24 protein-coding genes and 1 tRNA gene are annotated in these 26,121 nt (G+C 69.1%); 11 read left to right on the top strand and 14 right to left on the bottom strand.

Features of this window, described 5'->3' with window-relative positions; all coding sequences use genetic code 11:
• The first annotated feature begins 18 nt into the window (after positions 1–18).
• The 7 genes from AC1DJH_RS18680 (at position 19) to AC1DJH_RS18650 (ending at position 9,025) form a co-directional block, all read left to right on the top strand.
• Positions 19–264, top strand: coding sequence for a hypothetical protein (locus AC1DJH_RS18680; protein WP_435436903.1), 246 nt, complete (start codon positions 19–21; stop codon positions 262–264).
• Between the two features lie 25 nt (positions 265–289).
• Positions 290–877 carry a GNAT family N-acetyltransferase gene (locus AC1DJH_RS18675; protein WP_435436902.1) on the top strand — a complete coding sequence of 196 codons (588 nt, stop codon included), beginning with the start codon at positions 290–292 and terminating at the stop codon, positions 875–877.
• 29 nt (positions 878–906) lie between these two features.
• Entirely contained in the window at positions 907–2,094 is a 1,188-nt protein-coding gene (locus tag AC1DJH_RS18670; RefSeq protein WP_435436901.1) for a vWA domain-containing protein, read from the top strand.
• Between the two features lie 67 nt (positions 2,095–2,161).
• Complete coding sequence (locus tag AC1DJH_RS18665) at positions 2,162–4,099, top strand: autotransporter assembly complex protein TamA (protein WP_478186691.1); 1,938 nt, start codon at positions 2,162–2,164, stop codon at positions 4,097–4,099.
• 8 nt (positions 4,100–4,107) lie between these two features.
• The gene (locus tag AC1DJH_RS18660) at positions 4,108–8,193 is read left to right on the top strand and encodes a translocation/assembly module TamB domain-containing protein (protein WP_478186690.1); all 4,086 of its coding nucleotides are present in this window, start codon (positions 4,108–4,110) and stop codon (positions 8,191–8,193) included.
• Positions 8,194–8,298: 105 nt separating this feature from the next.
• Positions 8,299–8,373, top strand: a tRNA-Arg gene (locus AC1DJH_RS18655).
• 403 nt (positions 8,374–8,776) lie between these two features.
• The gene (locus tag AC1DJH_RS18650; protein ID WP_472124439.1) at positions 8,777–9,025 is read left to right on the top strand and encodes a hypothetical protein; all 249 of its coding nucleotides are present in this window, start codon (positions 8,777–8,779) and stop codon (positions 9,023–9,025) included.
• A gap of 125 nt (positions 9,026–9,150) precedes the next feature.
• Here the strand turns inward: AC1DJH_RS18650 and AC1DJH_RS18645 are convergent, their stop codons facing one another.
• Both AC1DJH_RS18645 and AC1DJH_RS18640 read right to left on the bottom strand, forming a co-directional pair.
• Positions 9,151–9,402, bottom strand: coding sequence for a hypothetical protein (locus AC1DJH_RS18645; RefSeq protein WP_478186689.1), 252 nt, complete (start codon positions 9,400–9,402; stop codon positions 9,151–9,153).
• Positions 9,403–9,554: 152 nt separating this feature from the next.
• Positions 9,555–9,896 carry a hypothetical protein gene (locus AC1DJH_RS18640; RefSeq protein WP_472124443.1) on the bottom strand — a complete coding sequence of 114 codons (342 nt, stop codon included), beginning with the start codon at positions 9,894–9,896 and terminating at the stop codon, positions 9,555–9,557.
• 199 nt (positions 9,897–10,095) lie between these two features.
• Here AC1DJH_RS18640 and AC1DJH_RS18635 point away from each other — a divergent pair, with 199 nt between their 5' ends.
• Together AC1DJH_RS18635 and AC1DJH_RS18630 are read left to right on the top strand one after the other, a co-directional pair.
• Positions 10,096–10,716, top strand: a complete 621-nt coding sequence (locus AC1DJH_RS18635) for a site-2 protease family protein (RefSeq protein WP_478186688.1) — start codon at positions 10,096–10,098, stop codon at positions 10,714–10,716.
• A 134-nt stretch (positions 10,717–10,850) separates the two neighbouring features.
• Positions 10,851–12,518, top strand: coding sequence for a methyl-accepting chemotaxis protein (locus AC1DJH_RS18630; RefSeq protein ID WP_478186687.1), 1,668 nt, complete (start codon positions 10,851–10,853; stop codon positions 12,516–12,518).
• 34 nt (positions 12,519–12,552) lie between these two features.
• On the opposite strand, the gene AC1DJH_RS18625 is transcribed toward AC1DJH_RS18630, so the two are convergent.
• Genes AC1DJH_RS18625 through AC1DJH_RS18575 form a run of 11 tightly spaced genes read right to left on the bottom strand, consistent with a single transcriptional unit; the run spans position 12,553 to position 24,093 of the window.
• Positions 12,553–12,870 carry a hypothetical protein gene (locus tag AC1DJH_RS18625; RefSeq protein ID WP_478186686.1) on the bottom strand — a complete coding sequence of 106 codons (318 nt, stop codon included), beginning with the start codon at positions 12,868–12,870 and terminating at the stop codon, positions 12,553–12,555.
• Between the two features lie 43 nt (positions 12,871–12,913).
• The gene (locus tag AC1DJH_RS18620; protein WP_478186685.1) at positions 12,914–13,615 is read right to left on the bottom strand and encodes an EthD domain-containing protein; all 702 of its coding nucleotides are present in this window, start codon (positions 13,613–13,615) and stop codon (positions 12,914–12,916) included.
• A complete protein-coding gene (locus tag AC1DJH_RS18615) occupies positions 13,612–14,790 on the bottom strand; it encodes an NADH:flavin oxidoreductase/NADH oxidase (RefSeq protein WP_478186684.1) in 1,179 nt (392 codons plus the stop codon). The genes AC1DJH_RS18620 and AC1DJH_RS18615 overlap by 4 nt, the downstream gene beginning before the upstream one ends.
• An 11-nt stretch (positions 14,791–14,801) precedes the next feature.
• Positions 14,802–15,719 (bottom strand): DMT family transporter, encoded by a 918-nt coding sequence (locus AC1DJH_RS18610; protein WP_478186683.1) that lies wholly within the window; start codon positions 15,717–15,719, stop codon positions 14,802–14,804.
• Position 15,720: 1 nt separating this feature from the next.
• On the bottom strand, positions 15,721–16,698 hold the full coding sequence (locus AC1DJH_RS18605; RefSeq protein WP_478186682.1) for an MBL fold metallo-hydrolase: 978 nt from the start codon (positions 16,696–16,698) through the stop codon (positions 15,721–15,723).
• A 39-nt stretch (positions 16,699–16,737) separates the two neighbouring features.
• On the bottom strand, positions 16,738–17,448 hold the full coding sequence (locus tag AC1DJH_RS18600; protein ID WP_435436888.1) for an ABC transporter ATP-binding protein: 711 nt from the start codon (positions 17,446–17,448) through the stop codon (positions 16,738–16,740).
• A gap of 19 nt (positions 17,449–17,467) precedes the next feature.
• Positions 17,468–19,279, bottom strand: coding sequence for a branched-chain amino acid ABC transporter ATP-binding protein/permease (locus AC1DJH_RS18595; RefSeq protein WP_478186681.1), 1,812 nt, complete (start codon positions 19,277–19,279; stop codon positions 17,468–17,470).
• Between the two features lie 14 nt (positions 19,280–19,293).
• Positions 19,294–20,217: a branched-chain amino acid ABC transporter permease gene (locus tag AC1DJH_RS18590; protein ID WP_478186680.1), complete on the bottom strand. Its 924-nt coding sequence runs from the start codon at positions 20,215–20,217 to the stop codon at positions 19,294–19,296.
• Positions 20,218–20,253: 36 nt separating this feature from the next.
• Entirely contained in the window at positions 20,254–21,453 is a 1,200-nt protein-coding gene (locus tag AC1DJH_RS18585) for an ABC transporter substrate-binding protein (RefSeq protein WP_478186679.1), read from the bottom strand.
• Between the two features lie 56 nt (positions 21,454–21,509).
• A complete protein-coding gene (locus tag AC1DJH_RS18580; protein WP_478186678.1) occupies positions 21,510–22,286 on the bottom strand; it encodes an SDR family NAD(P)-dependent oxidoreductase in 777 nt (258 codons plus the stop codon).
• A 40-nt stretch (positions 22,287–22,326) separates the two neighbouring features.
• The gene (locus tag AC1DJH_RS18575) at positions 22,327–24,093 is read right to left on the bottom strand and encodes an FAD-dependent oxidoreductase (protein ID WP_435484949.1); all 1,767 of its coding nucleotides are present in this window, start codon (positions 24,091–24,093) and stop codon (positions 22,327–22,329) included.
• A gap of 184 nt (positions 24,094–24,277) precedes the next feature.
• Between AC1DJH_RS18575 and AC1DJH_RS18570 the strand changes: the two genes are divergently transcribed.
• Together AC1DJH_RS18570 and AC1DJH_RS18565 are read left to right on the top strand one after the other, a co-directional pair.
• Complete coding sequence (locus AC1DJH_RS18570) at positions 24,278–25,075, top strand: IclR family transcriptional regulator (protein ID WP_435437281.1); 798 nt, start codon at positions 24,278–24,280, stop codon at positions 25,073–25,075.
• A gap of 37 nt (positions 25,076–25,112) precedes the next feature.
• A complete protein-coding gene (locus AC1DJH_RS18565; protein ID WP_478186677.1) occupies positions 25,113–25,262 on the top strand; it encodes a hypothetical protein in 150 nt (49 codons plus the stop codon).
• Positions 25,263–25,363: 101 nt separating this feature from the next.
• Here AC1DJH_RS18565 and AC1DJH_RS18560 read toward each other — a convergent pair whose 3' ends face one another.
• Positions 25,364–26,110: a lysophospholipid acyltransferase family protein gene (locus AC1DJH_RS18560; RefSeq protein WP_478186676.1), complete on the bottom strand. Its 747-nt coding sequence runs from the start codon at positions 26,108–26,110 to the stop codon at positions 25,364–25,366.
• Positions 26,111–26,121 lie beyond the last annotated feature (11 nt).

Raw genomic sequence — 26,121 nt, 5'->3', positions numbered from 1 at the left:
CGCTGAGCCGCCGAATCCATGAGCCAGACACCGCACCCCACCGGGCAACTGATGAAGCTGGGCATCGCCCAGGCCGTGCTGTTCGTGGTGGGTGCGCTGCTGGGCCGCGGGCTCGGCTTGCTGCTGGGGCTCGACGCCTTCGGCGCCGCCGGCTACGGCAACCGCGAGATCTTCGGCATTTTGCTGATCGGCCTGGGCGGCGGCGGCGGGGTGCAACTGGCACGCGCCTGGTACGTGCGCAAGTACGGCAACCCGCGCGGCTGAAAAAATCCATTACAGAGTCTTGAAGATGGCTTTCGTCGAACCCGTCACGCTGAAGGCCCGCGGCATTGCGCTGGTGCCGCTGTCGCCGGCCCATGAAGAAGGCCTGCGCGCCGCGGCCGCCGACGGCGAACTGTGGAAGCTGCGCGTCACCTCCGTGCCCGAACCGCAGGACACGCGCGCCTACATAGACACCGCGCTGAAAACCGCCGACCGCTTCGCCTTCGCCGTCACCGACGAAGCCACCGGCACCGTGCTCGGCAGCACCAGCTTCCACGACATCCTGCCGGGCGTGAAGCGCGCGGAAATCGGCTACACGTGGTACGCCGCGCGCTGCCAGCGCACGCACGTCAACACCACCTGCAAGCTGCTGATGCTCACGCACGCCTTCGAGGCGCTGGGCTGCAACGTGGTGGGCTGGCGCACCGACAACTTCAACTTCGCCTCGCAGCGCGCCATCGAGCGGCTGGGCGCAAAAAAAGACGGCGTCATTCGCGGCCACGCGATGCGCCGCGACGGCACCATCCGCGACACCGTCATGTACAGCCTGCGCGCGGGCGAGTGGCCCGAGGTGAAAGCCCAGCTGCTCTATCTGCTCGACAAGCCGCGCGGCTGACGCACACCCGGCCCCACAAGGAGCACCCCTTGCTCATCGACTTCTTCTACACCCTGCGCTCGGCCAAGCTGCCCGTGTCGGTCAAGGAATACCTCACGCTGCTGGAGGCCCTGAAGGCCGACGTGGTGGGGCCCAACTCCGACGGCGCCTACGGCATCGACGACTTCTACTACCTCTCGCGCACCGCGCTTGTGAAGGACGAGAAGCACTACGACAAGTTCGACCGCGCCTTCGCCGCCTACTTCAAGGGCGTGGAGATGCTGACCGACTTCACCAAGGAAGTGCCGCTCGACTGGCTCAAGAAGACGCTGGAGCGCGAGTTCACGGCCGAGGAAAAAGCCAAGATCGAGAAGATGGGCTGGGACGAGCTCATGGAAACGCTCAAGAAGCGCTTCGAGGAGCAGAAGGAACGCCACGAGGGCGGCAACAAGTGGATCGGCACCGGCGGCACCTCGCCCTTCGGCAACGGCGGCTACAACCCGCAGGGCATCCGCATCGGCGGCGCCGGCAAGAACAAGAGCGCGGTGAAGGTGTGGGACCAGCGCGCCTACAAGGACTACGACGACACGCAGGAGCTGGGCACGCGCAACATCAAGGTGGCGCTGCGCAGGCTGCGCAAGTTCGCGCGCGAAGGCAACGTGGAAGAGCTGGACCTGGACGACACCATCCACTCGACCGCGGCCAACGCCGGCTACCTCGACATCAAGATGCGGCCCGAGCGCCACAACAACGTGAAGGTGCTGCTGCTGATGGACGTGGGCGGCACCATGGACGAGCACATCGCGCGCGTGGAAGAACTGTTCTCGGCCGTGAAGACCGAGTTCAAGCACCTGGAGTTCTTCTACTTCCACAACTGCGTGTACGACTTCATGTGGAAGAACAACAAGCGCCGCTTCTCCGAGAAGTTCGCCACCTGGGACATCCTGCGCAAGTACAACAAGGACTACAAGCTCATCTTCGTGGGCGACGCCACGATGAGCCCTTACGAAATATTGCAACCTGGCGGCAGCGTCGAATACAACAACGAAGAGGCCGGCGCCGAGTGGATCCAGCGGCTCACGCACACCTTCCCCAAGTTCGCGTGGATCAACCCCGAACCGCAGGGCGTGTGGCAGTACCGCCAGAGCATCGCGGTGATGCAGCAGCTCATGTCCAACCGCATGTACCCGCTGACCTTGCGCGGCCTCGAAGAGGCGATGCGCATGCTGTCCAAGTAAGTAGGACGAAGCCGCCGATCTGGCGGGGCCTTCCGGAAGGGCCATTGCTTGCTGTCAGAATCCGCCCATGGTCAGGGCGGTATCCGTTTCTTCGCCGGCGTGGTTGCCGGCTTTGCTTTTTTCAGGCGTCCTGCTTTTGCAAGGCTGCAGCCTGCTGCCGAAAAAAGACAAGGACACCGCCGAGGGCCAGCCCGTGGCGGGCCTTGTTCGCGGCGGTTCTGCCGCCGCCGATGACGGCACGGACGGCACTGGCGAGAAGGCCAAGGCAGACAAGCGCGACGCCTTCACCGTCGACGTGCGCGGCCCCGAGGACGTGCGCGACTACCTCAAGCTGCACCTCGAAATCCAGCGCTACCGCGAGCTCGACGACCTGGGCGCCACCGAAATCTCGCGCCTCATGGTGGCCGCGGAGGCCAACGCCCGCGAACTGCTCGGCACCCTGGGCTACTTCACGCCCACGCTGACGCTCGATCTCACCGAGACGCCCCAGAGCACCAAGGCCCCGCGCGAGATCGTCATCACCGTGTCGCCGGGCGACATCGCCAAGGTGAGCAACGTGCAGATCAGCTATGCCGGGCCGATTGCCGACGATGCAAGCGCCGAGGCGCAGCGCGACGCCATTCGCACCAACTGGGCCCTGCGCGCCGGCCTGCCCTTCACCCAGGGCGCCTGGGACGAGGCCAAGACCACCGCGCTGCGCAGCCTCACGGCCAAGCGCTTCCCCACCGGCAACATCGAGGTCAGCCGCGCCGAGGTCGATGCCGACCGCCACGAGGCGCGCCTGAGCGCCACCTACCAGTCCGGCCCGGCCTACAAGTTCGGCCCGTTGGTGCTGCGCGGCATCCAGCGCTACGACCCCGACGGCGCACGCCGCATCGCGCGCCTGCCCAGCGGCCAGGACTACGACCAGCAGAAGCTGCTCGACGCGCAGCAGCGCCTGGCCAGCAGCGGCTACTACGACTCGGTGTTTCTCACGCTGGACACCGAAAGCGGCAACCCGCTGGCCGCGCCCGTCATCGCGCAGCTGCGCGAAGCGCCGCTGCAGAAGGTGGTGGCCGGCGTGGGCTTCACCACCGACAACGGCCCGCGCCTGTCGCTGGACCATATTCACAACCAGGTGCCGCTGCTGGGCTGGCGCGCCGTCTCGCGGCTGTCGGTCGACCGCGACATCAAGTCGCTGAGCACCGAGCTCAAGGCCATTCCCGACGACCGCGGCTGGCAATGGTTCACCGGCGCCGAGCTTAAGAGCGAGCAGTCGGGCAGCTACGTGGTCGACAGCGGCCGCCTGCGCGGCGGGCGCAGCAAGTCGAGCGACCACATCGACCGCAGCTACTTCCTGCAGTACGACTACGCGCAGAACCGCGGCATCGACGCACCGCCCTCGGCCTCAGCCGTCACCGCCAACTGGGGCTGGACCGGGCGCTACTTCGACGACAACGCCGCCCCCTCGCGCGGCTACGGCCTGGCGCTGGAAGTGGCCGCGGGCTACACCCTCACCGGCGAGCAGGTGCCGTTCACGCGCACCTACGCGCGCTGGCTCGGCGTGGTGCCGCTGGGCGGGGCCGAAGACAAGGAAAGCCGAGCACGCCGCAGCCGCCTGCAGTTGCGCGTGGAGGCCGGCGCGGTGTCCGCAAAAGACAGCGCACAGATTCCCTCCACGCTGATGTTCCTGACCGGTGGCGACACCACCGTGCGCGGCTACAGCTACAAGGAAATCGGCACCGTGCGCGCTGACGGGCAAACCGTGGCGGGCCGCTACCTGGGCGTGGCCAGCGTGGAGTGGCAGCGCCCCTTCGTCTACAACAACAAGCTCACCGCCTGGGAGAGCGTGATGTTCGTCGACGCCGGCGCCGTGGCCGACAAGCCCGGCGAGCTCAAGCCCAAGGTGGGCGTGGGCGTGGGCGCGCGCTGGCGCAGCCCCGTGGGGCCGGTGCAGGCCGACCTGGCCTACGGCGTGGACACGAAGAAGTTCCGCCTGCACTTTCGCCTCGGCTTCACCTTCTGACATTCCCGATGCAGACAGACGCCGACCCCACGCCCGTGCCGCCTGCCGTGCGCCGCTCGCGCGCGCGCCGTGCGATGCGCGCCCTGGCCTGGAGCGTGGCCGGCCTGCTGCTCGCGGTGATGCTGCTGGCCGCGGGCGCGTGGTGGTACCTGGGCTCCAACCAGTCATTGGCCTTCGCGCTCGCGCAGGCCGCGCAGCGGCTGCCGGCCGGCCAGACCCTGGAGAGCCGCGACGTGAGCGGCTCGCTGCGCACCGGCGGCCACATCGGTTGGCTCAAGTACCAGAGCGAGAGCATCGCCGTCGAGGTGAACGACGCCACCATCGGCTGGCAACTGGCCCCGCTGTTCCAGCGCAAGGTGCAGCTGGGCGAGGTGCATGCGAAGCAGGTGCTGATCGAGAAGCGCGGCGCGCCCAGCACCGAGCCCACCCAGCCGCTCCAACAGATCGTGCTGCCGGTGGAGGTCGAGCTGCCCTTTCGCATCGACGAAGTGCGCTGGGCCGGGCCGCCCGTGCTGCAGGCGCTCAACCTGTCGGGCACCTACAGCTACAACAAGGCCTCCGAGCACGCGCTGGAGATCAAGGGCGTGGACATTGCCGACGGCCACTACGGCGCCCGCGTGAAGCTGCAGGGCCCCGCGCCCATGGCCATCGACGCCGCGCTCGACGGCCGCGTGAAGGCGCCGCTGGCCGAGGACCGCCACATCGACGTGCTGGCCACCGCCACCGTGAAAGGCACGCTCGCCGGCACCGGTGCGCGCCTGCAGGTGGCGGCCGACCTGAAGCCCGCCGAAGAAAACGCCGACGCCCCCATGGAAGCCAAGCTGCAGGCGCAAATTGCGCCGTGGCTGCCCCAACCGGTGATCGACGCCAAGGCCGACTTGCGCAACGTCGATGCATCGAGCCTGTGGCCCGGCGCGCCGCAGACGCAGCTGACCGGCACCGTCGAGCTGCAGCCCGACGCCGACACCGGCCCCGCCGCATGGAAGGCCTCCGCCGACATCCGCAACGCCCTGCCCGGCCCGTGGGACCAGGAGAAGCTGCCCGTTGAACAGGTGCAGGCCAGGGTCGGCTTCGACGGCACCCACTGGACCCTTCCCGAAGCCACCGTGCGCGCGGGCGGCGGGCGCATCGACGCGGCCGGCCAGTGGAGCCCCGCGCCCTTGCCCTGGCAGGCCCAGGCCACCGTGCGCGGCGTGCGGCCCGGCGCGCTGTACACCGAGCTTTCGGGCGCGCCCGTGAGCGGCACGCTCAAGGCCGAACAGAAGGAAAGCACCATCACCTTCGACGCCGCGCTGCGCGCCGAAGGCGGCGCCGGCAGCAAGGCCCTGCCCGGCTTCGCGCTCGACCGCGCGCTGGCCCAGGGCCAGTGGAAAGACCAGGTGCTCGACCTGCGCACGCTGCGCATCGAAGCCCAGCGCGCCAGCATCGACGGCAAGCTGCAGGTGCGCGTGGCCGAGCAGGCCGCCAGCGGCAAGCTCGCGCTGGTGCTGCCGGGCGGCAGCGCGCAGGTGGAAGGCCGCATCGCGCAGACCTCGGGCGGCGGCGACATCAAGGCCAGCATCGACGACGCCGACACCGTGCAGCGCTGGGTGCAGGGCCTGCCGGGCATGTCCGGCGTGTTCGCCGGCGCCAGCGCCAAGGGCTCCGCCAGGCTGGACGCCAGCTGGCAAGGCGGCTGGCAGACCATCCAGCGCCGGCTGGAAAACGCCAACGCGCCCGCGCAGCGCGGCATCACCGAGCCGAGCCTGAAGGCGATGCTCGGCGTGCCGCGCCTGGAGCTGACCTTGCCCGCCGCACAACCCGGCGGCACGGCCACCAATGTGCAACTGCGCGACCTGCGCGCCGACCTCGCCGGCAGCCTCGCGCAGGCCACGCTCACGCTGAAAGGCGAAGCCGCCACCGGCACGCAGAAGATCAACATCGACACCCGCGCCAGCGGCGGCATTGCCGGGCCGGGCCAATGGCGCGCCGCGCTGGCCGGCCTGAAGCTGCAGGCGCAGGACAGCACCCGCCCCGGCGACCCGTGGGTGGTGGAACTGAGCCGCGAAGTGACGGCCACCATCCGCAGCACCAGCGGCAACGCGCCCCGCCTGGACGTGGAAGCCTCCGCCGCCGCGGCCACGCTGCGCGGCCCCGTGCCCGGCACCGTGCGCATCGACTGGCAGCCGCTGCGCTTCAGCCAGAGCGGCGCGGCGCCCAACCGCGTGTTCCGCCTGCAGTCGAAGGGCGAACTCAAGGGCCTGCCCATGGCCTGGGCCGGCGCGCTGGGCGCCAACACCACGCTGGGCGAATACGGCATCAGCGGCGACCTGATGTTCGACGGCGACTGGGACATCGACGCCGCCGACGCCCTGCGCGCCAAGGTGCGCATCGCGCGCCAGAGCGGCGACATCCGCGTGCAGGCCGGCGAGGCCGCGCTGGTGACGCACATCGTCAGCACCGGCACGGGCACCGTCAGCGAACGCACCATGAACGCGGCCACCGCCAACGGCGAGGCACCCAGCACCCCGGCCGGCCTGCGCCAGGCCGAGCTGCGGCTCGACGCCGAGGGCGACGCGGTGCGCGCCACCCTGGCCTGGGACAGCGAGCGCGCAGGCAAGATCAACGCCGACATCAACACCCGCGTGCAGCAGCGCGCGGGCGGCTGGCAGTGGGCGCCCGACGCACCCTTGGGCGGCACCATCAACGCCTCGCTGCCCAACCTGGGCGTGTGGTCGATGCTGGCGCCGCCGGGCTGGCGCATTGCCGGCACGCTGGACGCCAGTGCCACCCTGTCGGGCAACCGCACCGTGCCGCGCTGGAACGGCACGCTGGGCGCCGACAAGCTCGCGCTGCGCGCGCCGGTCGAAGGGCTGGACCTGCGCGACGGCCGGCTGCGCGCCACGCTGAACGGCGACAGCGTGCAGATCACCGAATTCACCCTGAAGGGCGGCGCAGGCAGTTCCGCGCGCATCGCCGGGCAGAGCGGCAACCGCAGCACCGCGGCCAGCGAGGCCCGCGCCGACGGCGGCACCCTTTCGGCCAGCGGCAGCCTGAACTGGGGCCCCGCCAGCAGCACCGCATCGGGCATTCGCATGGCACTGCAGGGCCAGGTGCGCGCGCTGCGCGTGCTGGTGCGCTCCGACAGGCAGGTCACGCTCTCGGGCGACCTGCAGGCCAAGCTGGACAACGGCCAGTTCAGCGTGCGCGGCAAGCTGCGCACCGACCGCGCCGTCATCATCCTGCCCGACGAGACCGCGCCCAGCCTGGGCAGCGACGTGGTCGTGCGCTCCGCCGCCAAGGACCGCGAGGCCGCCGAGGCGGCGCAGCGCGACGCGGCCCGCGCGAACGCCCAGGCGGCCCAGGACGCCAAGGCACCGACCGCGCAGACCCTGAAGCCGCCGGACATCGTCGTCAACTTCGACCTGGGCGACGACTTCGCCGTGCAGGGCCGCGGCATCACCACCCGGCTGGAAGGCGACCTGGAAATCCGCAGCACCAAGCTCAATGCCCCGCCGCGCATCACCGGCGAGGTGAAGACCGTCAAGGGCCAGTACCGTGCCTACGGCCAGCAGCTCGACGTGGAGACCGGCGTGGCGCGCTTCAACGGGCCGTTCGACAACCCGGCGCTCGACATCCTGGCGATTCGCCCGAACCTGTCGCAGCGCGCGGGTGTGCAAATCACGGGGAGCGCGCAGTCGCCCCGCGTGAAGCTGTATTCGGAGCCCGCGCTGTCCGACGCCGAAACGCTGTCGTGGGTGATCCTGGGCCGTGCGTCGGCCACCAGCGGTGGCGAGTCGGCGTTGCTGCAGCAGGCCGCGCTGTCGCTCATCGGCAAGATCGGCGGCAGTGGCAGCGGCGGCAGCCTGGCCAGCCGCTTCGGGCTGGACGAACTCGGCTTCAAGGGCCCGGGCAGCGGCGGCGACCTGAAAGAGTCCGCAGTGACGCTGGGCAAGCGGCTGTCGAAGGATTTCTACCTGACCTACGAACGCAGCCTGGGCGGGGCCTTCGGCACGATCTTCATCTTCTACGACCTGACGACGCGGCTCACGCTGCGGGGACAGGCGGGGCAGACGAGTGGGTTGGACCTGATCTACACCGTCAAGTACGACTGAGGGGCGGGGAAGCCGGCCTCAAGCTGGTAAAGTGCGTGCCGCTGTACGCCCCGTGACTTCGTCGCAGATGGGGCAGCGCCTGCTACCCACCGCAGGCCACACACGGCGTCCATAGTTCAACGGATAGAACGGGCCCCTCCTAAGGGCCAGATGGGGGTTCGATTCCCTCTGGACGCACCAGGAACAACGGCTCCCGCAGGAGCCCTCACACTGACCAGACACGGCGACCGCGCTCAGGTCGAACAACGGCCTCGTTGCGTCTACAAAAGTCAGCCTTTGTTGCCCCGCCCGGTCACGCAGCACTTACCCGCGCATTTCGAGAACTACTGGGCATTTCCACTTTCCGCACCCCGCCGTTCGTCTCTACAGTGAATGCCCTCATCACCTGAAGCCTCACTAGCAGGCAAGGAGCGCATCACCCTCGAGCACATCAACGAACGAACCGCCTGCCTCGCGGCGCGTCGTCGATGCCCACCGGCAAAGACGCAAATGCGAGGTATCAAAAGGCGACGGCCAGGGTGCTAAGAACACCCCAGCCGTCTAACCAGTGAAGTGCCACACCCTAGAAAAGGAAGCACCCCAAATGGCTACCCCAAATATAGCCCGCCCGTCCACGCCCGTACCTCCCGCTGGCGACCCCCCCGACCCCTGGACCGCGCTCGAGGAAAAGAGCACCCAGCTCCACTCGCTGCTGTGCTACTGCCACGGCAACGGCGCCCCGGGCCAGGAAGACGCGGGCCCCGTGCACCGCGACAACGTGTTCTGGCTGGCGTCCGAACTCGCGAAGGAAGTGATGGACCTGATTCAGGTCTGCGCGCCGCGGGAGCGCTAGCCAGCCACCCCGGCAGCCTTCATGCGGCTTCGCGCATGGCCCTGAAGGCTCTCCCCGTCCCATCCAGAAACCGGTGGGTCGGGGAGTTTCAAGCCCCGAAGTTCATCGCCCGCAGAAAGCCCCATTCACAACCGCTGCCGCCACGGCTTGTGCGCCCCGCCCTCGGACCGCACGCTCACGAACTGGCTGGCCCGCAGCTTCACGCGCGCCACGGCGGCATCGAGCGAAGGCTGCGCCATGATCACCAGCTCCCCGTGCCGAAGGCCATGCCGCGCGATCTCGGCCACCCCGGCATAGCCGCCGCTGGCGCCCTGCTTGAAGTGAAACGAGCAAGACCAGCCGCCCTGCAGATCGACGGAAATGGGGAGTGATGTCAAGAATGGAAAGGACTCGGGGACCGCCCGCCACAAGGGGCGTCGGCGTGTCCATGGGTTGATTTTTTTCTCGGCCCAGTGTCGCTGCGGCACTTGCAGCGTCAATCCCATGAACGGGCTATTCGCGGACACGGCCGCTCCCGCGGCGCCTCGCCTTACTCGAGAGCTGTTGCGGTCTCGCGCGCCCCGAGACGGAACACGAAACGCTGCTCCCGCGGCTTGCTCAACTGCGGCCTGGCGACCCGGTCCGCGTGCTGATGCGCATAGAGCCAGCGCCTGGCCGACTCCAGCTGTTCTTCGCTCAGATGGCCCGGGCCGTCGGTGGCCTCGGCCATGGCGGCCCTGAACGACGAGATGAGGTCGAGTGCGTTGTCGAACTGCTCTTCGAGCAGCGACAGATAGACCTGCGCGGCGACCATGTAGTCGCGCACGGTGGCGGGCTCGCCCTCCACCAAGACGAAAAAAATCCGCCCTGAAGACGTGATTGCGGTTCTCATGCTTTTCGGATCGTGGAAATCTGCTGTTTCATTGGCTGGCGCCCACCCTGGGGGTGGCGTCGCGCGGTCGCGCGAAGCGGCAATGCGCTGCCCCTGGCGTGCTGCACACCGTCTGTAAAACTACGCACAGAAAGCAGAAATAGATTCAAAAGTTCACGGAAACTAACAAATTCTGGCCACCGCTAACATCGGTCGGCCCATGCCTCTTGCACTCCAGTTTCTTGCCGCCATCGCCCTGCTGGCCGCGCTCCACACCGCCGTCACCGCCCTTCTTGGCCGCTGCCTCGGCATGGCCTTGCGCGAGGTCTCGTTCGGCTTCGGCCCCACGCTGCTGTCGGCGGGGGTGTGCCGCCTGCGCGTGCTGCCGCTGGGGGGCTCGGTCGTGTTCGACGACTTAGACAGCCAGCCGCGCGCGACGCGCGTGCTGCTGCCGCTCGCCGGCATCGCCGCGCTCGCCGCGGTGGCCCTCGCGCTGCACCCCGGCTCGGCCGCCGGCAGCCTGGCGCACGGCTTTGCGCAGGTCGTGACGGGCGGCCTCGCGCCGCTGTCGACCGCGCAGCGGCTGATCGACGGGGCGGCCCGTTTCGGCGCGCTCGGCTTCGCGCCGCTGCTCGGCATGCTGGCCGCGAAGTGCGCAGCGCTCAACCTGCTGCCGCTGACGTCGATGGGCGGCGGACAGGCGCTGCTGGCGCTGGTCGATCCGTCGCCGAGCGAGATGCCGCGATGGAAAGATGCGCTGCTGCAAGGCAGCGTGTGGCTGATGCTTGCGCTCGCCGCGGCGTGGGCCGTGGCCGTCGGCTGCTTCTTGCTGGGGCGCTGAGGCGCTGATGCGCTGAGGCGCCGAGTCCGGCAGTCAATGTGCGGTCACACAGCGCCGCTGTAATGCGTGACGGGAAACCTCCCTGCCTCCCCTGCCTCATCACCGCCCCCGGTCAACGCTGCGGGGCCCTGCACGTGACCATCGACGCCCGCCCTCCCCTCGCGCCCCCCCGCCCCCGCAACACGCTCGGCCGCCGCCTGCTGGCCACCTTCGGCGTCGTGCTGCTGCTGACCCTGGCGGGTTCGGGCATCGGCATCTGGTCGCTCGCCAAGGTGGACGAGGCCACGCGCGTCGCCATCCAGGAGCACGGCGTGTCCGAGCGGCTGGTGGTCGACGCCTACCGCCTGCAGGCCATCAACGCCGAGCGCTACAAGGCCATGGCGCTGAGCTCCGAGCCCGAGGTGGGCGAGATTCTCTCGGCGGACATCCAGGCCACCGCGGCCCGGTACGACGACCTGCTCGGGCAGGTGGGCCAGCGCCTGCACGACGACGCCGACCGCGCATTGCTCGCGCAGGCCGACGCCGCCGCCAAGGACTTCGCGGCCGCCGTCAAGGAGCTGGTGGCCGCGCGCGACTCGGGCCTGACCGAGCGCATCCGCACTGTGTACGCGCAACGCTTCCAGCCCAGCTCGGCCGCGCTGCTGGCCGCTGTGTCCAGGCTCGCGCAATCGCAGCGCGAGGCCATCGACGCGGCCGGCGTGCGCATCGCCGAGCTGAGCGCCTCCGCCCGGCTGGCGCTGGTGCTGTTCAGTGCCGCCGCCCTGCTGCTGGGCGCGGTGCTGGCGCAATGGCTGGTGCGCAGCATCAGCCGGCCCATTCGCGCCGCCAACGAAACCGCCGAGCGCGTGGCCGGCCTCGACCTGCGCCAAAACATCGAAGGCCACACGCGCGACGAAGCCGGCCAGATGCTGCTGGCGCTGGGCGCCATGCAGGGCGCGTTGCGCGAACTGGTGCTGCGGGTGCGGGAGTCGGTGCAGAACGTGCGCACTGCCGCCGGCGAAATGGCGCAGGGCAACGCGGACCTGTCGGCGCGCACCGAAGATGCCGCATCCAGCCTGCAGCAGACGGCGGCGGCGCTCGAGCAGGTGATGCGCAACGTGCGGCATTCGAGCGAGGCCGCGAACCAGGCCGAACAGCTGGCCGGCGCCGCGGCCGCGGTGGCGGCCCAGGGCGGCGAGGTGGTGTCGCAAGTGGTGAGCACCATGCAGGACATCCATCGCGCGTCGCACAAGGTGGCGGACATCACCAGCGTGATCGACGGCATCGCGTTCCAGACGAACATCCTGGCGCTCAATGCCGCGGTCGAAGCCGCGCGCGCGGGCGACGCGGGGCGCGGCTTCGCGGTGGTGGCGTCGGAAGTGCGGATGCTGGCCACGCGCTCGGCAGCGGCGGCGCGCGAGATCAAGGGCCTGATCGACTCCTCGGTGCAGCGCATCGAGGCCGGCACGGTGCTGGCCGACAGCGCGGGCCGGACCATGGGCCGCATCGTGGCCTCGATCGGCCAGGTCGCGGGCACGGTCAGCGCCATCACGGCGGCCACGCAGTCGCAGATGCAGGACATCGGGCAGATCAACACCGCCGTCACCCGCCTGGACCAGATGACGCAGCAGAACTCGGCCATGGTCGAGGAGTCGGCCGCCGCATCGGAGGGCCTGCGCGACCAGGCGCGCAACCTGGACACGCTCATCAGCCAGTTCGTGCTGCCCGACGATGCGCCCGTGCAGGCCGAATGGGTGCCGGCACGGCCGGACGCCCCGGCCCGCGCGGTGCCCGTGCGGAAAGACCGCTTGCTGCCGGCCTGACGGGGCCGATCGCGGGACCCGCCCGGGGTTCGCCTCAGCGAATCAGGTCCATGGACGCACGCTGCGGCGACACCTTGGCGGCAGTGGCGGTCAGCAGCTGGCCGTTCGATTCTTTCCAGCACATCACGCCCAGCGTGCCCGAGCCCAGCCGGCCCGGCTGCTGGATGGACACGGCCTTCCATCCCCTGCAGGCACCGCCCACCGTGCTCGGCCGGTCGAGAAACACGTACTCGGTGCCCGCGTCGGCCTGCATGGCGCCGATCACGCCGGGCGGAAACGGCTTGCGCGTCTGGCCCGATGCCGACCACGCGGCGGTGGTCATGACGATGCCCAGAAAGAAGACTCGACCCATGTGCGCCTTGGTGTTGTCGAGGCCCGATGGCAGGGGGGCGTCGCTACACCACCGTGTGCTCTTCCACCACGAAGGCCGTGATCTCCGCCAGGAAGCTGAGCGCATGCGCCATGGTCACCCGTCCCGGCGGGGAGGCGAACGCGGCGTCCAGCGTGTCGGTGTTCTCGAACCACAGCTCGACGATGCCGTCGATCGGCAGTTCGGGGTAGCCGCAGGGCGTGCCCTTGTCGAACTCGCGCGCGGTCACCACGTTCTGGCGGTAGCCGCTCACGCCGGGCATGCGGCGCACATGGTCGGCGTGCACCTTCCATTCGCGGCGGAAGTCTTCTTCGGTTTGCGCGACCGGGCGGCGCAGCAGCGAGATGCGCTTGAGCAGGCCTTCGGGCTTCGGCGGCAGCGCAATGACTTCGGTCTGCGCGACGCTCACGATGTGCAGGCCGCCCAGAAAATGCGCTTCATCGGCGCGGATGGCCGCGGCCAGCTCGCCGTTGCTGAAAGCGTCGCCGGCCCGGGCTGCCGCATCGAAGCGCAGCTGCGAGAAGCCGTCGAAGTCCCACGGCCCGCGCGCAAAGTCGATGCCGCGCTGCAGGCGGTCGACCACCAGGTTCTGCCGGTAGGCGCGCAGCGTGGGCAGTTGCGCGACCAGCGGGCCGTGGCTGTCGCGCCAGTGGTTGCGGAAGGCTTCGTCGGTCCACCCGGGCTTCTTGCGGATCAGGCCCATGCGCAGGGTCGTCGGTTCGGTCATGCGTCTGTCTCCTTGAAGTGCAGTGCTTCGGCCTCGGCACGCGCGCGCGCCAGGCCCGGCGCGCGCTTGGCCAGCCACACGCCGTGGCGCACGGGCCAGCGCTCGTAGCCGGGGTCCGCGCTGAGCGCGGCGGCCGCGTGGTGCGGCCAGTAGGGGTCGAACAGCGCCTCGCGGCCCAGCGCGATCAGGTCGGCCTGCCCTGCCGCCAGCACGGCCTCGGCCTGCTGCGCATCGACGATCATCCCGACCGCCTGCGTGGGCACTTGTGCCTCGCGCCGGATGCACTCCGAGAACGGCACCTGGAAGCCCAGCCCGCGCGGCACGGGCAAGGCGCGTGTCTCTTCGGTGAGGCCGCCCGACGAACAGTCGATGACGTCGACGCCGCAGCGCTTGAGCTCGCGCGCGAGCACCACCGAGTCGTCGAGGTTCCAGCCGTCGAGCGTGCCGTCGACCGCCGACAGCCGGCAGAACAGCGGCTTGCCCGCGGGCCACGCGGCACGCACGCGCTGCGCGATGTCCAGCGCGAGCCGCATGCGGTTCTCGCGGCTGCCGCCGTGCGCGTCGCCGCGGTGGTTGGCGTTGGGCGACAGGAAGCTGGCGACCAGGTAGCCGTGGCCGAAGTGCAGCTCGACCACGTCGAAGCCCGCCTTGTCCGCGCGCACCGTCGCATCGACGAAGTGCTGCACGACCGACGCGATGCCCTCGGCGTCGAGGGCGCGCGGCGCCGACCAGCCGGGGCCGGCCGCCAGCGCGCTCGGGCCCAGGCGCTCCCAGGGCTCTTCGTCGGCGGCCATGCGCGCATCGCCCAAGGCCGCGCCGCCCTCCCACAGCGGCTCGCTGCCGGCCTTGCGCCCCGCGTGCGCGAGCTGCACGCCGATGGCGCTGCCCTGCGCGTGCACGAAATCGACCACGGCTTTCAGCGGCGCGATCTGGCTGTCTTTCCACAGCCCGAGGTCGGCCGTGCCGATGCGCCCGCGCGGATCGACGGCGGTGCTCTCGGTGAGGATGAGCCCCGCGCCGCCCAGCGCGAACTTGCCCAGGTGCACCATGTGCCACGGCGTGGCGTGGCCGCGCTCGGCGGCGTGCTGGCACATCGGCGAAATGACGACGCGGTTGGCGAGCGTGAGCGCGCGCAGTTCCAGGGGCTGGAACAGCAGGGGAAGGGAGTCGGACATCTTCGAAGGCATCAGGACGAGGGTGTGGGCCGGGTGCCGAGCCAGGTGCCCGTCATCACCGCGGCAAAGCCGAACAGGTGCCACCACGTCAGCGTTTCGCCGAGCAGCAACGCCGCAAAGCCCACGCCGAACACCGGCACCCAATAAAGAAACACGGCGGTGCGCGCCACGCCGATGACGGAGATGGCGCGGTTCCAGATCAGGTTGCCCGCCGCGGTGGCGGCAATGCCCGAGAACAGCACCAGCGCCCACGGCCACGCACCGGGAAACAACTGCGCGGTGCCCAGCCGCGAAGGCCCGAGCACGGCGTGCACCACGAGCATGAGCGTGCCGATCACGTAGATGAACCAGCTGATCGACAGCGGATCGACTTGCCGCGCCAGGCGCTGCACGCCGACGCCGCCGACCGCGAAGCTCGCGACGGACAACGCCAGCATCAGGTCGCCGATGCCGGCGCTCGACAGGCCCGCGCCGGGGTGGCTCAGCACCACCGCGACCACGCCCGCAAAGCCCAGCGCCACGCCCAGCATGCGGCGCGGCGTGAAGCGTTCACCGAACACCAGCGCGGCCATCAGCGCCGACACCAGCGGGCTCAGCGCCATGATGAGCGCGCCGTTGGTGGCGGTGGAGCGCTGCAGCCCCTGCGCGAACAGGATCTGGTTGGCATACACCATCAGGAACGCGCAAGCCGCGAGCGCCGCGAACTGCCGCGCGCCGAGCGCGGGCAGGCCGCCGCGCCGCCACAGCACGATGGCGCTGAGCGCCAGGCAGGCCACGGCCATGCGCAGCGCGGCGAGCGTCAGCGGTTCGAAGGACGCGGTGAGCGCCTTCACGGCCGACACGTTCACGCCCCACAGCACCATCGCCAGCAGCATCCAGCCCTGCACCGCGGCGGGCGTGGCGCCCGATGAAGGCGAGCGCCGGTTCACCTCAGCTTTCGAGGGCGTTCCACATCTCGATGTCGCGCTCCGCCGTCCAGATGCGCGGGTCCGCATGGCCGGTGGCCTCGTCGTAGGCACGGGTCACGTCGAAGGGCATGCAGTGGTCGAAGATGACCCAATGGCCGTAGGTGGGGCGCAGCGCGGCCACGGTTTCCTTGTAGATGACGTTCAGCGTCTTGCCCGCGGCCACGCCGTTGTTGACCAGCGTGTACACGTCGGAGATGAAGGCGCGCGTGGAAGCGATGGCCTTGCGCACGTCGCTCGCGTTTTCCAGCGCGGCGCCACGGCCGGGCACCAGCTTCTCGAAGCCGAAGCCCGCGAGGCGGTCCAGCGTGGTGGGCCAGTCGCGGAAGTAGCAGTCGCCCGCGTAGGCCGTGCTCTGGTATTCGACGAGGTCGCCCGCGAAGCAGATCTTCTGGTCTTCGAGGTAGGCGATGGTGTCGCCCTTGGTGTGGCCGCGGCCCACCTGCGCGATCTTCACTTCCAGCTTCTTGCCCAGCCACACGCTCATGGTGCCGTCGAAGGTCATGGTGGGCCAGGTGAGGCCGGCGGGCACCGACTCGACGTTGCGGAACAGGCGCGGGAAGCGGCCGATTTCGCTGGCCTTGTCCTGCTCGCCGCGCTCCACGATCAGGTCGTAGGTGTCGCGGCTGGCAATGATCTGCTCGGCGCCTTCCTTGAAGTACGCCGACGCGCCCAGCACGCGCACTGCGTGGTAGTGGCTCAGCAGCACGTACTTGATGGGCAGCGGCGTGACTTCGCGGATGCGGCAGATCACGTCCTGCGCCATGGCGGGCGTGGCCTGCGTGTCGACCACCATCACGGCCTCGTCGCCGATGAAGATGCCGGTGTTGGGGTCGCCCTCTGCCGTGTAGGCGTAGGCGTTTTCGGAAAGGCGGGTGAAGGAGACCTTCTTTTCTTCCAGGTCGGCCTGGCTGGCGAATTTCTTGGTGACGGGTGCGGTCATGTGTGTGTTCCTTTTGACGTTGAGCGGTAGGCGATGGAATCAGTGCGTGCCGAGGTACGCGGACTTCACCTTGGGGTTGTCGAGCAGCTCGCGGCCCGAGCCTTCGAGCGTGATGCGGCCTGTTTCGAGCACATAGGCGCGGTCGGCCACGCCCAGCGCCTGCTTGGCCATCTGCTCCACCAGCAGGATGGTGAGGCCCGAGCTGCGCAGCTGGCGGATGGCGTCGAAGATGTCCTTGATGATGAGCGGGGCCAGGCCCAGCGAGGGTTCGTCCAGCAGCAGCAGGCGCGGCTCGCTCATGAGCGCGCGGGCAATGGCCAGCATCTGCTGCTCGCCGCCCGACAAGGTGCCCGAGGGCTGGTGCTGGCGCTCCTTCAGGCGCGGAAAGCGCGCGAACTCGCGCTCGATGGCACGGTCCACGAAGGCCTTGTCGCTGCGCCGCGAGTAGGCGCCGAGCATGAGGTTCTCGCGCACCGTCTGGTCGGGGAACACGCCGCGGCCTTCGGGCGACAGCGCCACGCCCAGGCCCACGCGCTGGTGCGCGGGCACGCGGGTGCAGTCGTTGCCGTCGATCAGCACGCGGCCTTCGGCCACGCTCTCCAGGCCGACGATGCTCTTGAGCAGCGTGCTCTTGCCGGCGCCGTTGGCGCCGATGATGGTGACGACCTCACCCGCGCGCACTTCCAGGCTCACGCCCTTGACGGCCTCGATGGCGCCGTAGGAGACCTTCACCGATTCGATTTTCAACATGATGGTTTCGGTCCTTCGCTCAGGCGGGCACGGCTTGCAGCGCCTGCGGGGAATGCGGGGAATGCCCCTGCGCTTCTTCGTCGTCGACGCCCAGGTAGGCCTCAACCACGCGCGGGTTGGACTGCACCTCGGCGGGCTTGCCCTCGGCGATCTTGATGCCGTAGTCGAGCACGATCACGTGGTCCGATATGGACATCACCAGGTCCATGTGGTGCTCCACCATCAGGATCGACACGCCGCATTGGCCCACGCGCAGCAGCAGCGCGCCCAGCTCGGCGGTCTCCTGCGGGTTCAGGCCGGCGGCCGGTTCGTCGAGCAGCAGCAGCTGCGGCTCGGTGGCCAGCGCACGCGCCAGCTCCACGCGGCGCTGCAGGCCGTAGGGCAGGCTGCCCGCGGGCCAGTGCGCCAGGTGGCCCAGGTCGACCAGGTCGAGCAGCTGCAGCGCGCGCTCGCGCGTGGCGCGCTCCTGCCTGCCCGCCGTCGGCCATGCGACCAGCGACGAGAGAAAGCCGTTGCTCATGCGGCTGTGCCGGCCCAGCATCACGTTGTCGAGCACCGACAGGTCGGCGAACAGGCGCAGGTTCTGGAAGGTGCGGCCCATGCCCATGCAGCAGATGGTGTGCGCGGGGCGGCCCGCGATGTCCTGGCCCAGGAAGCGGATGGAGCCCGCGTCGGGCGCGATCACGCCGGTGAGCATGTTGATCATGGTGCTCTTGCCCGCGCCGTTGGGCCCGATGAGTGCGTGGATGTGGCCGCGCTGCAGGCGGAACGACACGTCCTGCGCGGGTTTCACGCCGCCGTACGACTTGGTCACGCCCTGCACCACCAGCAGCTCGCCTTCGCCGCCGGGGCCGATCTGCCCGGGCACGCCGTTGGTGCCCGCGCCCTCGCCGCGGTGGCGCGACTTCATGAACCACTTGTTGAACAGGCCCACCACGCCGCCCGGCATGACGTACAGCGCGAACAGCAGCAAAAAGCCGTACAGAAAATGCTGCGCCGACGGCCAGCGCGCGAGCAGCGCGTCGGTCAGCGTGAGCAGCACCGCGCCCACCAGCGGGCCGTACATGGAGCCCGCGCCGCCGAACAGCACCAGCAGCAGGATGAAGATCGACAGGTGGAAGGTGATGAAGTCGGAGTTGATGTACTGGTTCTGCTGTGCCACCAGCGCACCCGCAATGCCGCAGGTGACGGCCGCGACCACGAAGGCCATGACCTTGGCGCGGTACACGCGCACGCCCACCGACGACGACGCGATCTCGTCCGCCTGCAGCGACAGCAGCGCGCGCCCGAAGCGCCCGCCCAGCAGGTTGCGCAGCAGCAGGTGCAGGGCCGCGCACAGCACGATGCCCAGGATGACCCACTGCGTGGTGTCCAGCGGCGCGCCCTTCCAGGTGAGCGGGCGAATGCCGTAGATGCCCTGCGCGCCGCCGAACACGTCGGTCCATTCGCCCACGAGCTTTTCCACCACGATGCCGAAGGCCAGCGTGACCATGGCGAGGTACGGACCCTTCACGCGCAGCGAAGGCAGCGCGATGAGCACGCCGCACACGCCGGAGATGACGGCGGCCAGCGCGAGCGCGAGCCACGGGTTCATGTCGGTGCGCGAAGTCAGCAGCGCCACGCCGTAGGCGCCCGCGGCGAAAAGGCCCGCCTGGCCGAGCGATTTCTGCCCCGCGTAGCCGACCAGCACGTTCATGCCGGCGGCGCACAGGTAGTAGACGCACATCATGAAGGCGATGCGCAGGTAGTAGTCGTTGCCGAGCAGCGAGGCGGCGCCGCACAGGGCGGCGGCCACCAGCACCACGCCGGCGGGGTGGGCGAAGCGGGACATTGCAGTGGTGCCGCTCATACCTTCTCCACCGTCGAGCGGCCGAACAGGCCCGTGGGACGGAAGGCCAGCACCAGGATGACCAGCGCGAACACCGCCACCTCGCGCCACTGCGCCTGCCAGAGGTTGACCATCGACTCCAGCACGCCGAGCAGGAAGCCGCCGATGACGCAGCCGCGCGGATTGCTCAGCCCCCCGATCATTGCGCCCGAGAAGCCCTTGAGCCCCACGGTCAGCCCCATGAAGAGCGAGGCCTGCGCGATGGGCGCCAGCAGAAAGCCCGACAGCCCCGCCAGCGCCGAGCTGACGACGAAGGCGCCGATCATCATGGCGTTGGTGTTGATGCCCATGAGGCTGGCGACGTTGCCGTTCTGCGCGACCGCGCGCATGGCCTTGCCGACCATGGTGCGGTTCATGACGCGGTCGAATCCGAACATCACGACCACGGCCACGCCCAGCGTGAGCAGCTCCTGCGGGCGCACGCCCACGCCGAACATGCGGATCACGGCGTCGCCGACGGGCGCGGGCACCACCACGGGCTTGGGCCCCCAGATGGCCAGGCCCACGCTTTGCAGGATCACCCCGAAGCCCAGGGTGCTCATGACCCAGGCCATGCCGGGGCGGCCCGCGAAGGGGCGCACGCCCAGCACATAGAGCAGCCAGCCCAGAAGGCCCATCACGCCCAGCGCGGCCACCAGCGCGAACAGCTGTGCGCCCGCGCCGGGCACGGCGTCGCCGAAGGTGGTGGAGTCGAAGGGCTTGCCCAGCACCAGGAACAGTGCGCTCATGCCGATGAACGCGCCGGCCGAGACGAACTCGCCGTGCGAAAAGTTCAGCGTCTTGGTCGTCGTGAACGTGATGCTGAAACCGAGCGCCACCAGCGCATAGGCACCGCCGACGGCGAGCCCGCTGATGAGCGCCTGCAGGAGCGCTACAACCATGGTCTTTGTCTCTTCTAGCGTCTTCTTGGCCGGGGCTTACTGCTTGAAGTCGGCGGCGTTGAGGCCGCCGATCAGCGCGTCGGTGTAGGGCAGCAGCTTGCCGTCCTTCCAGCGGATCCACACCAGGTCCTTGGCGGTCAGGGCTTCGTGGTTGGTCTTGCTGAAGGGCTTGTCGTAGGTCTTGAGCACGCCTTGCACGGGGGTCTTCAGGTCTTCGAGCGCCACGCGCACGGCCGAGCCTTCGGTGCTGTTGGCCTGCTTCATCGCCTGCGCGAGCAGCTGCATCGAGTCATAGCCGTGCAGCGCGAACGAGAACGAGCCCGGGGCCTTCAGCTTGCTGCCGATGCGGTCGAACAGCTTCTGCTGCGCGGGCGTGCGGGTTTCGCTCACGGTGCGCATGAAGATCGGCTTCTCGGCCAGCGCCTTGCCGGCCGCGTCGTAGAAGGTGATGTTGTCTGCCGCCCAGGAGGTGAGCGTGAGCGGGAAGTAGTTGATCTTCTCCATGCTGCGCACCAGCTGCGCGATGGGCGTGCCCTGGGCCCACACCACCACGGTGTCGACGTTGGCGGCCTTCATCTTGCTGAGCTGCGAGGTCATGTCGGTGTCGCCGACGCCGAAGCGCTCGGTGGCCGCGATCCTGATGTCCTGCAGCTTGGCGATTTCCTCCATGTCCTTCAGGCCGCCCTGGCCGTAGCCGGTGGTCTCGGCCATGAGGCCGACCACCTTGGAGCCGGCGCTGTTCTTCTTCACGTAGGCCATGAGCGCGGCGACCTGCTCGCGGTCGACCATGGACACGCGGAACATGTAGTTGTCCGCGCCCGGGCTCATGGGCTTGGTGATGTCGGTGCCCGAGCCCACGTTGCCCAGCACGGGAATCTTCTTCTGGTTGGCGATGTGCTTCCACGCCATGGCGTTGCCCGAGTTGGTGGGGCCGAACACCGCCACCACCTTCTCGTTGTCGATCAGGTCGCTCATGTTCTGGATCGACTTGGGCGGGGCCGACACGTCGTCGCGCGTGACCAGCGCCAGCTTCTTGCCGAGCACGCCGCCGGCGGCGTTGATGTCGGCGATGGCCGCTTCCATGCCCAGCACCGCGGCCTGGCCGCTCTGCGCCGAGGGCGAGGCGGACAGGTCGCCGTTGTAGCCGACCTTGATGTCCTGCGCCGCGGCACCGGCGGTGAAGGCGGCGAATGCAGCGGCTGCGAGCAGGGTCTTGTACAGACGGATGGTTTTCATTTTTTGTCTCCTGAGGTTGACGGACGAGGAAGCGGAAGCGAAAGAAAGGGCGGCGCTCAGACGGCGAGGAAGCCGCCGTCCACCGGCAGCACGATGCCGGTGACGTAGCGCGACATGTCGCTGGCCAGGAAGATCACCGGGCCCACGAGGTCTTCGGTCTGGCCGACGCGGCCCATGGGAATGCGCGTCATGAACGATTCGAGGCGGGCCGGGTTCTCGCGCGTGGCGGCGGTCATGGGCGTTTCGATGACGCCGGGGGCCAGCGCATTCACGCGCACGCCGGCCGGGGCCAGCTCTTGCGCGAGCGACTGCGTCAGCATCTTGATGGCGCCCTTCGACGGCGCGTAGCCCAGGCTGGCGGCCTGCCCCGCGTAGGCGGCGATGGAGGCGATGTTGACGATCGAACCCTTGGTCTGCTTGAGCACCGGAATGAAGGCCAGCGTGGTGTTGAAGGTGCCGTGCACGTTCACGTCGATGGTCTTCTTCCAGTTGGCCGCGGCGTTCGGGCTGCTGGTGTTCTCGCGAATGATGATGCCGGCGTTGTTCACCAGCAGGTCGACGTTGCCGATCTCCCTGCCCACGCGCTCGGCGAGCGCATGGCAGGCCTCGGGTGCGGTGACGTCGAGCACGAACGGCCAGGCCTCGCCGCCTTCGTTGCGCACCAGCTGCGCGGTCTCGCGCACGGTGGCGTCGTTCATGTCGGTGACGACCACGCGGGCGCCGGCCTGCGCCAGGCCCAGCGCGAGCGCGCGGCCGTTGCCCTGGCCGGCACCGGTGATGAAGGCGAGGCGACCTTCGAGCAGGCGGGGGGCGACATTTGCGGGAAAGGCCATCGGTGGCTCCTGTATCTGAGGGGTGGGAACGGGAAAGGCGTCAGGCCTTGCGGGCGAGCGGCACGGCTTCGCGCTGTTCGACCTGGAGCTGCACGGTGGCCAGGGCCTCGGCCTGCGCGAGCTGCAGGCCCGCCACGTAGCCGAAGGTCAGCGCCGGGCCGAGCGTGATGCCCGCACCGGGGTAGTTGCCGCCCATGACGCTGGCCGCGTCGTTGCCCACCGCGTACAGGCCCTTGATGGGCTGGCGGTCGGCGTCGAGCACGCGGGTCTTCTCGTCGGTCACCAGGCCGGCGAAGGTGCCGATGTCGCCGACCACCAGCCTGATGGCGTAGTACGGGCCGTTGTCCAGCGGCGCCACGCAGGGGTTGGGCGTGACGTTGGCATCGCCCTGGTAGCGGTTGTAGGCCTTGCTGCCCTTGCCGAAGAGCGGGTCGTCGCCGGTGGCGGCCGCCTTGTTGAACTCCTGCACGGTGGCTTCGAGCGTGGCGGGGGCAATGCCGATTTCTTTCGCCAGCTCGCCGATGCTCGCGCCGCGCTTGAGATAGCCGCTCTTCAGGTGGCGCCCGATGGGCAGCGGTGCCGGCGCGACGCAGCCCAGCCCGTAGTTGCGCAGCGCCTTGTGGTCGCACAGCAGCCAGGCCGTGACTTCGGGCTCGCCGTCGCGTTCACAGGCCTTGACCATCGATTGCACGAAGTCGTGGTACGAGTTGCCTTCGTTGGCAAAGCGCTTGCCCTTGGGCGTGACCGCGATCACGCCGGGCTTGGCGCGGTCGATGAAGTGGGGCATCACGCCCTGGGTGCCGTCGGGCCGCGTGGTGACCGAGGCCGGCACCCACGCGGCGGCGTGCGGAATGGTGCCGTCGACGCGGCCGCCCACGGCCTCGGCCAGGCGCAGGCCGTCGCCGGTGTTGGTGGAAGGCGATGGCGAGTAGTGCTCCTTGCCCGTGGGCGCATGCGGGAACAGCTGCTTGCGGCGCTCCACGTCGAACGGGAAGCCGCCGCAGGCCAGCACCACGCCGCGCCTGGCCACTATGCGCATCGTCTTGCCTTCGTGCTCCACCACCGCGCCCGAGACGCCGTCGTACTCGACCACGAGCTTTTTCACAGGCGAGGAAAGCCACACGGGAATGTCCAGGTCCATGGCGGCCTTGGCCAGCCGGCCGGCCAGCGCGTTGCCGTTGGTCAGCGTCATGCCGCGGCCGTGGCCCAGCACGTCGAGGAAGTGGCGGGTGAGGCGCTTGGTGACGTACCAGAACGAGGTGGGCGACTTGAAGGCCCGCATGAAGTGTTTGATCTCGGGGCCCGAGCCCAACATCATTCCGAACACGGTGAGTTCGGGCAGCGGCGGCGCGAGCTGCTTGACGCGCGCGCCGAGTTCGCGGCCGTCGAACGGGCGCGTGACCATCGAGCGTCCGCCCTGCTGGCCGCCGGGCGCTTCGGCGTGGTAGTCGGGGAACACGGGCGGCATGTCGAACTGCACGCAGGTGTTGCGCGTGAAGAAGTCGATGGCCTTGGGGCCCATGTCGAGGAAGGCGCCGACGCGTGCCGCGTCGAAGTGCGTGGTGGTCTCGTGCTGCATGTAGGCGAGCGCGGCGCCCTCGGGTTCGTGAATGCCCTGCTCCGTGGCCAGGCGCGTGCCCGGAATCCACAGCCAGCCGCCCGAGCGCGCGGTGGTGCCGCCGAAGCGCGGCTCCTTGTCGACCACCAGCACCTTCAACCCCTGCGACGCCGCCGTGATGGCGGTGGACATGCCCGACGCGCCGCTGCCGACCACCAGCACATCGCATTCAAAAGTGTTCTGTTCCATCTGCCTGTCTTGCCTCTGTTGTGTACGTCTTAAGTTGCGGCGGAGTTTAGGCAGCGACGTTGATATGGTCAAGTCGTTTAGTTACTATCAGAAGATCAGTCATCATCGATGTACTGTGACAATATCAGTAGAAACCCTGATGGCTATACTCGCCCCCACCCTCATTCCCCATGCCGGGCGCCCCATGGAAAAGCCAAGACGTGGCATTCAGTCGATCGAAATCGGAACCCAGCTCCTGGTCGCCCTGGGGCGGCACGTGGCGCCCATGGCGTTGCGCGACCTGGGCAAGTCGGCGGGCGTTCCGGTCGGCAAGGCGCACCCGTACCTGGTCAGCTTCCTGAAGGTCGGCTTCGTCGTTCAGGACAGCGCCGGGCGCTACGAGCTGGGCCCGCTGGCCCTGCAACTGGGGCTTGCCAAGCTGCAGCGGCTCGACCCGATCAAGGAGGCCTCGCCGCTCATCGAGGCGCTCGCCTCCGAAACCGAACAAAGCATTGCGGTGGCCGTGTGGGGCAACTTCGGCCCGACCGTGGTGCGGCTGGAAGAACCCATCCACCCGCTGCACGTGAACCTGCGCACGGGCACCGTGATGTCCCTGGCCTACACGGCCACGGGGCGTTTGTTCGCGGCGTACCTGCCGCCGAAGGTGGTGGAGAAAATGATGCTCGACGACCTGGCGCGCGCCCGCCCGGCGGACGGGCGCGGCGCCACCACCGAGCTGTCGCGCGCGGAGATCGAGGCGCTGCTGGTCGAAACGCGCCTGCACGGCATGTCGCGCACGCTGGGCCAGCCGATTCCGGGCATCGACGCCTTCTGCGCGCCGGTGTTCGACTCGACCAACAACCTGGTGCTGGGCATCACGGCCATGGGGCCCGAGGCCACGTTCGACCGCGAATGGGAAGGCCGCGTGGCGGCGCCGCTGAAGGCCTGCGCCCTGGAAATCTCGCGCCGCCTGGGCTTCGTGCCCACAGGCGAGCAGGCCTGAGCGCACAGCAATGTAGGCACACGCTCACGCGCGTGTTTTGCTTTATCCCGCACGCGGCCGCCCCGGTCGGGGCGAACCTGAAGGCTCACTACTTCAGGAGACCTCGATCATGAAAAGCATCATTCTTTGGCTGTGCGGCGTACCGTTGATCGTGATCATCGGCCTGAAGATCTTCGGCATCCTCTGACCCTCCCGGTTTTGCTCGAACTGCAATTGCGGTTCCTCCTCACGGCGCTTCGGCGTCGTTCAGCGCCTCTTCGGAGGCGCTTTTTTTTGTCCTGGCGAGGGTCAGTGCGTTTCGCGGCGCAGCTGCTGCACGTCTTCATGCAGCGACTGCGCCCACACGCGGCGCTCGCGGCCGTGCGAGTCCTGCGGTTCGCCGAAGCGCACGATGGCCAGCAGCGGCGGCGCGCGCAGCGTGTTCCACAGCGAGCCGGCCAGGCTGTCGTCGTCGATGTAGCGCGGGGCCTGGCTGGTCTCGCCCGTGGAGGCGTCGGCAAAGCGCAGCGCGGCAGGGAGCACGGGCGCGCCGGAAGAAATGGCCGCCTGCAGCAGGTTGGCGTGGAACGGCAGCAGGCCGCGTCCGTCGCTGGTGGTGCCTTCGGGGAACACGCCGATCAGGTCGCCGTTGCGCAGCGCCTCGGTCATGTGGTGCACCACGCGCAGCGCGTCGCGGCGGCGTTCGCGCTCGATGTAGAGCGTGCCCGAGCCGGTGGAGAGCGTGCCGATCAGCGGCCAGCTCTTGACGTCGGACTTCGACACGAAGCGCACATGGCGCGCCGCATGGATGCAGGTGATGTCGAGCCACGACAGGTGGTTGCAGATGAGCAGCACCGGCCCCTCGGGCGGCGGCGTGCCCTGCACCTTGAGCGTGATGCCCATGATCTCGAGCATGCGCTTCGACCATGCCTGCACGCGCGCATTGCGCTCCTGCTGCGGCAGGCCGGGAAAGGTGAAGCGGATGGTCCACCACCCGGCCAGTGCATGCGCCACCGCATGCAACAGGCGCCAGCAGGCTTTCAGTGAATGGACCATGGGGCGTCGTG

The organism is Variovorax sp. 10N412 (assembly GCF_056394985.1).
The sequence above is the reverse complement of the archived record's forward strand: the minus strand, read 5'-3'. Positions and strand labels throughout refer to the sequence as shown.

Coding starts and splice junctions, on each gene's coding strand:
- AC1DJH_RS18560 (WP_478186676.1), bottom strand. CDS start 26,110: ATGGTCCATTCACTGAAAGCCTGCTGGCGCCTGTTGCATGCGGTGGCG.
- AC1DJH_RS18660 (WP_478186690.1), top strand. CDS start 4,108: ATGCAGACAGACGCCGACCCCACGCCCGTGCCGCCTGCCGTGCGCCGC.
- AC1DJH_RS18600 (WP_435436888.1), bottom strand. CDS start 17,448: ATGTTGAAAATCGAATCGGTGAAGGTCTCCTACGGCGCCATCGAGGCC.
- AC1DJH_RS18575 (WP_435484949.1), bottom strand. CDS start 24,093: ATGGAACAGAACACTTTTGAATGCGATGTGCTGGTGGTCGGCAGCGGC.
- AC1DJH_RS18620 (WP_478186685.1), bottom strand. CDS start 13,615: ATGACCGAACCGACGACCCTGCGCATGGGCCTGATCCGCAAGAAGCCC.
- AC1DJH_RS18635 (WP_478186688.1), top strand. CDS start 10,096: ATGCCTCTTGCACTCCAGTTTCTTGCCGCCATCGCCCTGCTGGCCGCG.
- AC1DJH_RS18680 (WP_435436903.1), top strand. CDS start 19: ATGAGCCAGACACCGCACCCCACCGGGCAACTGATGAAGCTGGGCATC.
- AC1DJH_RS18650 (WP_472124439.1), top strand. CDS start 8,777: ATGGCTACCCCAAATATAGCCCGCCCGTCCACGCCCGTACCTCCCGCT.
- AC1DJH_RS18595 (WP_478186681.1), bottom strand. CDS start 19,279: ATGTCCCGCTTCGCCCACCCCGCCGGCGTGGTGCTGGTGGCCGCCGCC.
- AC1DJH_RS18665 (WP_478186691.1), top strand. CDS start 2,162: ATGGTCAGGGCGGTATCCGTTTCTTCGCCGGCGTGGTTGCCGGCTTTG.
- AC1DJH_RS18640 (WP_472124443.1), bottom strand. CDS start 9,896: ATGAGAACCGCAATCACGTCTTCAGGGCGGATTTTTTTCGTCTTGGTG.
- AC1DJH_RS18585 (WP_478186679.1), bottom strand. CDS start 21,453: ATGAAAACCATCCGTCTGTACAAGACCCTGCTCGCAGCCGCTGCATTC.
- AC1DJH_RS18605 (WP_478186682.1), bottom strand. CDS start 16,698: ATGACCGCACCCGTCACCAAGAAATTCGCCAGCCAGGCCGACCTGGAA.
- AC1DJH_RS18615 (WP_478186684.1), bottom strand. CDS start 14,790: ATGTCCGACTCCCTTCCCCTGCTGTTCCAGCCCCTGGAACTGCGCGCG.
- AC1DJH_RS18570 (WP_435437281.1), top strand. CDS start 24,278: ATGGAAAAGCCAAGACGTGGCATTCAGTCGATCGAAATCGGAACCCAG.
- AC1DJH_RS18675 (WP_435436902.1), top strand. CDS start 290: ATGGCTTTCGTCGAACCCGTCACGCTGAAGGCCCGCGGCATTGCGCTG.
- AC1DJH_RS18590 (WP_478186680.1), bottom strand. CDS start 20,217: ATGGTTGTAGCGCTCCTGCAGGCGCTCATCAGCGGGCTCGCCGTCGGC.
- AC1DJH_RS18580 (WP_478186678.1), bottom strand. CDS start 22,286: ATGGCCTTTCCCGCAAATGTCGCCCCCCGCCTGCTCGAAGGTCGCCTC.
- AC1DJH_RS18625 (WP_478186686.1), bottom strand. CDS start 12,870: ATGGGTCGAGTCTTCTTTCTGGGCATCGTCATGACCACCGCCGCGTGG.